The sequence below is a fragment of the Streptomyces sp. NPDC058964 genome (genome assembly GCF_042741275.1).
In the GTDB taxonomy this organism is placed as follows: domain Bacteria; phylum Actinomycetota; class Actinomycetes; order Streptomycetales; family Streptomycetaceae; genus Streptomyces.
The window spans coordinates 1-5,582 of sequence record NZ_JBHYKH010000569.1; the positions used below are offsets into that span (position 1 = coordinate 1).

The 5,582-nt window shown below is 74.8% G+C and carries 6 protein-coding genes; 2 read left to right on the forward strand and 4 right to left on the reverse strand.

The genetic code is table 11. From position 1 onward, the window contains the following. The 3 genes from ACFW2E_RS40395 to ACFW2E_RS40405 all read right to left on the reverse strand — a co-directional run. The coding region (locus ACFW2E_RS40395) for a phosphatase PAP2 family protein (protein WP_384475146.1) at positions 1–501 on the reverse strand (501 nt) is incomplete at its 3' end. Positions 502–557: 56 nt separating this feature from the next. Beyond that, complete coding sequence (locus tag ACFW2E_RS40400) at positions 558–1,493, reverse strand: M56 family metallopeptidase (protein WP_384475149.1); 936 nt, start codon at positions 1,491–1,493, stop codon at positions 558–560. Positions 1,494–1,595: 102 nt separating this feature from the next. Further along, entirely contained in the window at positions 1,596–2,147 is a 552-nt protein-coding gene (locus tag ACFW2E_RS40405; RefSeq protein WP_384475152.1) for a DUF5134 domain-containing protein, read from the reverse strand. A gap of 189 nt (positions 2,148–2,336) precedes the next feature. Between ACFW2E_RS40405 and ACFW2E_RS40410 the strand changes: the two genes are divergently transcribed. Then, positions 2,337–4,061, forward strand: coding sequence for an FUSC family protein (locus tag ACFW2E_RS40410; protein ID WP_384475153.1), 1,725 nt, complete (start codon positions 2,337–2,339; stop codon positions 4,059–4,061). Next, complete coding sequence (locus tag ACFW2E_RS40415; protein ID WP_384475156.1) at positions 4,058–4,606, forward strand: MarR family winged helix-turn-helix transcriptional regulator; 549 nt, start codon at positions 4,058–4,060, stop codon at positions 4,604–4,606. The genes ACFW2E_RS40410 and ACFW2E_RS40415 overlap by 4 nt, the downstream gene beginning before the upstream one ends. A gap of 13 nt (positions 4,607–4,619) precedes the next feature. Here the strand turns inward: ACFW2E_RS40415 and ACFW2E_RS40420 are convergent, their stop codons facing one another. After that, a complete protein-coding gene (locus ACFW2E_RS40420) occupies positions 4,620–5,381 on the reverse strand; it encodes a VOC family protein (protein WP_384475159.1) in 762 nt (253 codons plus the stop codon). Positions 5,382–5,582 lie beyond the last annotated feature (201 nt).

Sequence of the window (5,582 nt, forward strand, 5' to 3'; positions counted from 1 at the left end):
CCACAGCGCGCGCCCGGCGCCGAAGCGGTGCAGCAGCCGCAGCAGGAGGCCGCACACCGCCGTGGCGGTCATGGCGTGACCGGAGGGGCAGGCCGCGGAGTGGGCGGAGTCGACGGGATCCGGCCAGACCGGGCGCGGGCGGTCGACGGCCGCCTTCAGCGCCTGCTGGACGACCGTGGCCGCCGCGCAGACGGCGGTCAGCCACAGCGCCGTACGCCAGGCCGAGCGGCGCCACACCAGCCGCACCGCGGCCGCGACGGCCGCCAGGCGCATGGTCAGCGGGTCCCAGACCCGGTCCGTGAGGATGCGGAAGGCATGGGTGAGACCGTGCTCGTCGACCGCCCAGCGGCGGGTGGTCCGGGCGGCCTGCCCGTCCAGGCTGATCAGAGGGTGCCATTCGATCGCGACCGGGGTCAGCAGTGACGCGCAGAGCACGGTCAGGGCGGCGGCGGCGAGGAGTGCCGGGCGGCACTTCGGCCGGTGGCGGTGCGGGCGGTGCATGCTGCGATCCTCGCCGGCGGGCGGGGCGCAAGGCCGACGCGGAGTCCGCCGGAGGCTCAGCCCAGCGCGCGCAGGCCCGGTACGAGTGCCACCAGTACCGGGACCACCGGTACCAGCACCGCGGCCGCCGTCAGCCGCAGGCGCCGCATCGCGGTCAGCCGGTCCGGGGGAGTGAGCAGCCGGTGCACTCGCTGCGGAACATGGGCCTGCGGGGTGGGGGAGGGGCCGAACACGCCCCGGTCCTCGTTGAGTTCCACCAGCGCCAGCGCGGTCGTCAGCCGGCCGAAGCGCCGCGAGGCCATGTCGTCGGCGGCCAGTTCGACGAGCCGGTGCATCTCGTCACGGAAGGCGGCGAAAACCGGCACCTGCGGGAATCCGTTCGCCAGCGCGGCCGAGCAGTGCAGCAGCCAGTCGTGCCGGGCCTGGGCGTGCCCCTGCTCGTGGGCGAGCACCGCGTCCAGCCGCCGCCCTTTCAGGCGGCGCAACGCTGCTGTGGTGACGACGAGTTGGGGTGCCGCACCGGGCAGCCACCAGGCGTCCGGACGGTCCCCCTCCAGCAGTACGAGCCGACCGCTCACCGGCTCCTCGCCCGGCAACAGTGGTGCACGCACGAGAAGTTCGGACCGCCGACGGCGTCGCCGCGTCCGGGCCCGCAGGACCTCACGGACCAGCATCGCCGCGGTCCACAGTCCGCCGCACGCGAGAGCCACCGCGGTCGCCGCTGCCCAGGGACCGGTCGTGCCCGGTTCGTAGGACTCCACGACCGCGCGCGGCGCCGGGCCGAACACATGCCAGCGCACCGCCTGCCAGGCCGCCGCCGCGCTCAGCGTCATCGACAGGGCACAGCACAGCAGCACGGCCGCCACGACGCACTGCCACACCCACAGGGCGACCACCGGTTCACGGTCCGGCCACTCGGCCCGGGCGAGCAGCCGGGGGGCGACGACGGCGGTCAGGGCGCCGAGCAGCAGCAGTGCCGCGGGGACCATCATGAGCAGCACCCTACGAGCGTCGGGCCGCCCGGGAACGGTCCCGCGCGGCGAAGTGACGCAGGCAACGCCTGCGCACGGCGCACACGACCGCAGCGGCGCGGGTCAGAACGTCAGCAGCATCGCCACCATGCCGATCCCCATCGACAGCCGGCACGCCCGTGCCAGTTCCGGCCGGTCCCCCCAGCCGACGACGGCCCCGGTGCCCGCCGTCGCGGTGGCAGGCAGCAGGCGTACGCCGGAGAGCAGCACGTAGCCGGTGAAGTAGGCGAGCAACAGCCCTGTCACCAGGGGCACTCCGGGGGCGCTGTGCGCATGGTGGCGGGGTCCCGGGGAGGCGGCCATCACGACCGCCATGTAGACCATCGCCGCAGTGCCCACCAGGTGGTGCAGATGGTGCGGGGCGTCGCGCGCGGCCCACAGAGCGCGCAGGGCGGCCGCGCCGAACACGGCCGCGTACAACGGCCACGTCCACGACGGCGGGGTGAACGCGGCCGCCGGCACGGCCATGGCGGCCATGCCGAAGCCCATCAGCGCCTCGCCGCCCGCGGAGCGGCGCTGCTCCTCGACGCTGCTGCGCATCCGCAGCAGGCAGTAGGCCCCGGTCGCCGCGCACAGCGCGACCAGCAGCCACCCGGGCGAAGCCGGTCCGTGCACGTGCACCTCCCCGCTCCCTGCTCAGCGCTTCACGATCGGTCGATGTATGCGATGCCCGGGACATGCGGCGCGCACGCAAGCGCAAAGGTGTACACGGGGAGCATTCCGCGGAGCACGGCAGGTGACGAGGCGGATACCGCCAAGTGGTGCAATTCATTTACTGGTAAAACACATGCTAAATTGACGGGTATGAGCAGTGCGACCCCCCTCCGTCTCCCCCTCGCCGGGGCGCTGCGCCTCGGCCGGCCCTCGGACATCTGGTTCAAGCCCGCGCTCAGCGTGGTCGCCGCGGTCGCCCCGCCCAACCTGGCCCTGCTGGCGCTCGGCAGACTCGACCTGGCCATGTACACGATGGCCGGATCCCTGTGCGCGCTGTACGGCCACAACCGCCCGTACGCGGCCCGGGCCCGCGCCCTGGCCCGGGTGGTCCTCGGCATGGTCGGCGGCCTCGCCGTGGCCCTGACGGCCGCGTCGCTCACCGCCGACGCCGTCGTCCTGGTCACCGTCGGCGCACTCATGGCCGCCGTGCAGAAGGCGCTGTGCGACGCGAGCCGCATCGGCCCGCCCGGGAACGTGGTCCTGACCTTCATCAGCTCCGCCTCGCTGTTCGCCCCCCAGACCCTCGGTCAGGTGCCCGGCCACGTGGGGCTGGCGCTGACGGCGGGTGGCTGGGCCTGGCTGGTCGGCATGGCACCGGGGCTGTTGCGCCCGCACGGCCCCGAGCGCCGTGCCACCGCCCACGCCCTGAACGCCGCCGCCGCGTACGCCACCACGCACGGCACCGCCCAGGGCCACGACCGGGCCCGTGCCGCGGCGGCCGCGGCCGTACAGGCGGCCCGGCGGGCACTGCCCGCCGACGGCGCCCGCGCCGACCGGACCCGCCGCGCCCTCGAACGGCTCGTCGTCCGCGCCGAGGTCGCCCTCGCCGCACCCGGGGACGCGGACCCCGAGCGGCTGCGGGCCTGGGCACGCGATCTGCGCGGCACCGGACGCGTGCCGCGAGTGGACCGTCAGGTGGTGTCCATGGACGCCACGGACACCATGGATGCCACGGACACCATGGATGCCACGGACGTGTACGAGCTGCCGGGTGCCGAGGCCGGACTCGGAGCTCCGGCCCGGCGGTGGTGGCGCGGGCCGGGGCCGTTCACCCATGTCGCCGCCCGGACCGCCCTCGGCTGCGCCCTCGCCGGATACGCCTCCCTCGCCCTCGGCGTGGGGCGCCCCTACTGGGCCCTGGTCACCGCGGCCTCCCTCTACCAGGCCAACGTCACCCTCACCTGGAGCCGGGGCGTCCAGCGCGTGGTCGGCAACCTGGCCGGCGTCCTCGTCTTCGCCGCGATCGTCCCGCTGGCCCACCTCCACCCGGCGGCCCTGGTGCTGTGCTGCCTGGTCCTCAACTTCGGCGCCGAGGCGCTGATCGGCCGCAACTACTGGCTCGGCAGCATCTGTGTCACCCCGATGGCCCTGCTCATCACCGAGTTCGCGCGCACGCAGGACTCCGGCGAGCTGATCACCGAGCGGGTCGCGGACACCCTCGTCGGCGCGCTGGCCGGGTTCGCCGCGGCCGTGGCCGTCACCGACCGGCGTGCCGGCGACCGCGTCGAGCGCGCCCTCACCGCCGTCGAGCGGGCCCGTGAGCACACCGCGCGCCTCCTTGCGGAGCCGCATCCGGCACCCCGCTCGCTGGAGGCGGCCCGCCGCGGACTCACCGCGGCCCTGGCGGACCTGCGCGCCACGACCGACGCCGTGTCCGGCGAGTGGCGGCGACGCGCCCTGCCCGAGGAGCGGGTCGTGCTCGCCGAGCGTGCCGGACACCGTACGCTCGCGGCGACGGTGCGATGCCGGGGACCGCACTCCCGGGCCGGTACGCAGGCTGCGAAGACGACGACAACGGAGGACGCACGGCCATGACGGCGACGAACGGACGACCGGCGGCCGACAACGGCGAGGGGAGGGGCGACACCGTCGCCGCGGTCGTCCGGCAGTGGCGGACCGTCCACCCCGAACTGGACACCGGGCCCATGGAGGTCATCGGCCGCATCAACCGTTGCGCCGCCCTCCTGCAACAGGCCGAGGACGCCCCGCTGCGCCGCGCCGGACTCAGCCGTCCCGAGTTCGACCTGCTCGGCGCGCTGCGCCGCACCGGCCACGAACTGACCCCCAGCGAGCTGGCCCGGGAGACCTTCTCCTCGGGAGCCGCCGTCACCAAGCGGCTCAAGAACCTGACCGAGCGCGGACTCGTCGAGCGCCGCGGCGACACCCGCGACCGACGGGTCGCCCACGTCCGGCTCACCGACGCCGGCCGTGACCTCGTCGACGGCATCCTGCCCGAGCAACTCGCCTACGAGACGGCCGTACTGTCGGCGCTCGCCCCCGAAGGACAGGAGGAACTGGCGGGCCTGCTGGCCGAGTTGCTGTCCCGTCTCGAGGGCCGGATCGGCGCGCTGCGCGCCTGAGGCCGCCGGCCGCTCAGCCCTCCTCGCCCGCGGCGTACACCCCGAAGGCCGCTCCCTGCGGATCCCGCAGTACGGCGATGCGCCGGACGCTCCCCATCGACGTCGGCTCCACCAGGACCGAACCGTCCGCCTCGATCGCCACCTGCGTCGTCGCGTCCACGTCCGCGACCGCGAAGTACGGCATCCAGTGCGGTGGCACCTCGGGCGGGAAACGGTCGCCCATGTCCGCCATCCCGCCGAAGTCCTCGCCGTCGATGCCCCACTGCGTGTACCACTCGGAGGCATTGACGGTCCATCCGAAGACCGTGGCGTAGAAGTCCCGTGCCCGGTCGGTGTCGTGGGTCGCGAGCTCCACCCAGCCCAGCGAGCCCGGCGCGTTGAACAGCCCGGCGCCCGGGAACGTCCGCGGCTGCCACAGCTGGAAGGCCGCGCCCGTCGGGTCGAGGGCCACGGCGAAGCGGCCGGCGTCGAACACGTCCAACGGGCCGAGGATCACGGTGCCGCCGGCTTCCTCGACCGTACGCGCCGTCGCGTCAGCGTCCGCCACCGCGAACGACACGTTCCACGCGACCGGTTGGAACTGGTACAGCCGGGTGAGCGCGGCGACCGCCGCGTCCCCGAGGTGCGCGACCGTGTAGCCCCCCGCCTCCTGGCGCGGATCCGTCTCCGGACGCCAGCCGAACAGCTCCGTGTAGAACCGCTTGGCGCCCTCCAGATCGTTCGTCCCCAGCTCCGTCCAGCAGGGTCCGCCGGTCACCGGCTTGTCCAGCTTCATGGCGCTCCTCCCGGCCTGGCACGGGAATCGGTCCCACTCAGCACGCTAGTCCCGCTCGCTGACAGCGGCCATCGGGAAACCCCTGCGCCGACGGCGCCACGCTTCCGTGCGGTCCGTCACCCGTCACACCGCGGCCCGGGCCCCCCCCGGGGTGGGCGGGGGCGGCCGGGGGGGACACGCGGGGGGGGGGGCGCGGGGCGC

What these genes read in the sequence shown, in the direction of transcription:
- ACFW2E_RS40400 (WP_384475149.1), bottom strand. Translation starts at nt 1,493, where the DNA reads ATGATGGTCCCCGCGGCACTGCTGCTGCTCGGCGCCCTGACCGCCGTC.
- ACFW2E_RS40410 (WP_384475153.1), top strand. Translation starts at nt 2,337, where the DNA reads ATGAGCAGTGCGACCCCCCTCCGTCTCCCCCTCGCCGGGGCGCTGCGC.
- ACFW2E_RS40415 (WP_384475156.1), top strand. Translation starts at nt 4,058, where the DNA reads ATGACGGCGACGAACGGACGACCGGCGGCCGACAACGGCGAGGGGAGG.
- ACFW2E_RS40420 (WP_384475159.1), bottom strand. Translation starts at nt 5,381, where the DNA reads ATGAAGCTGGACAAGCCGGTGACCGGCGGACCCTGCTGGACGGAGCTG.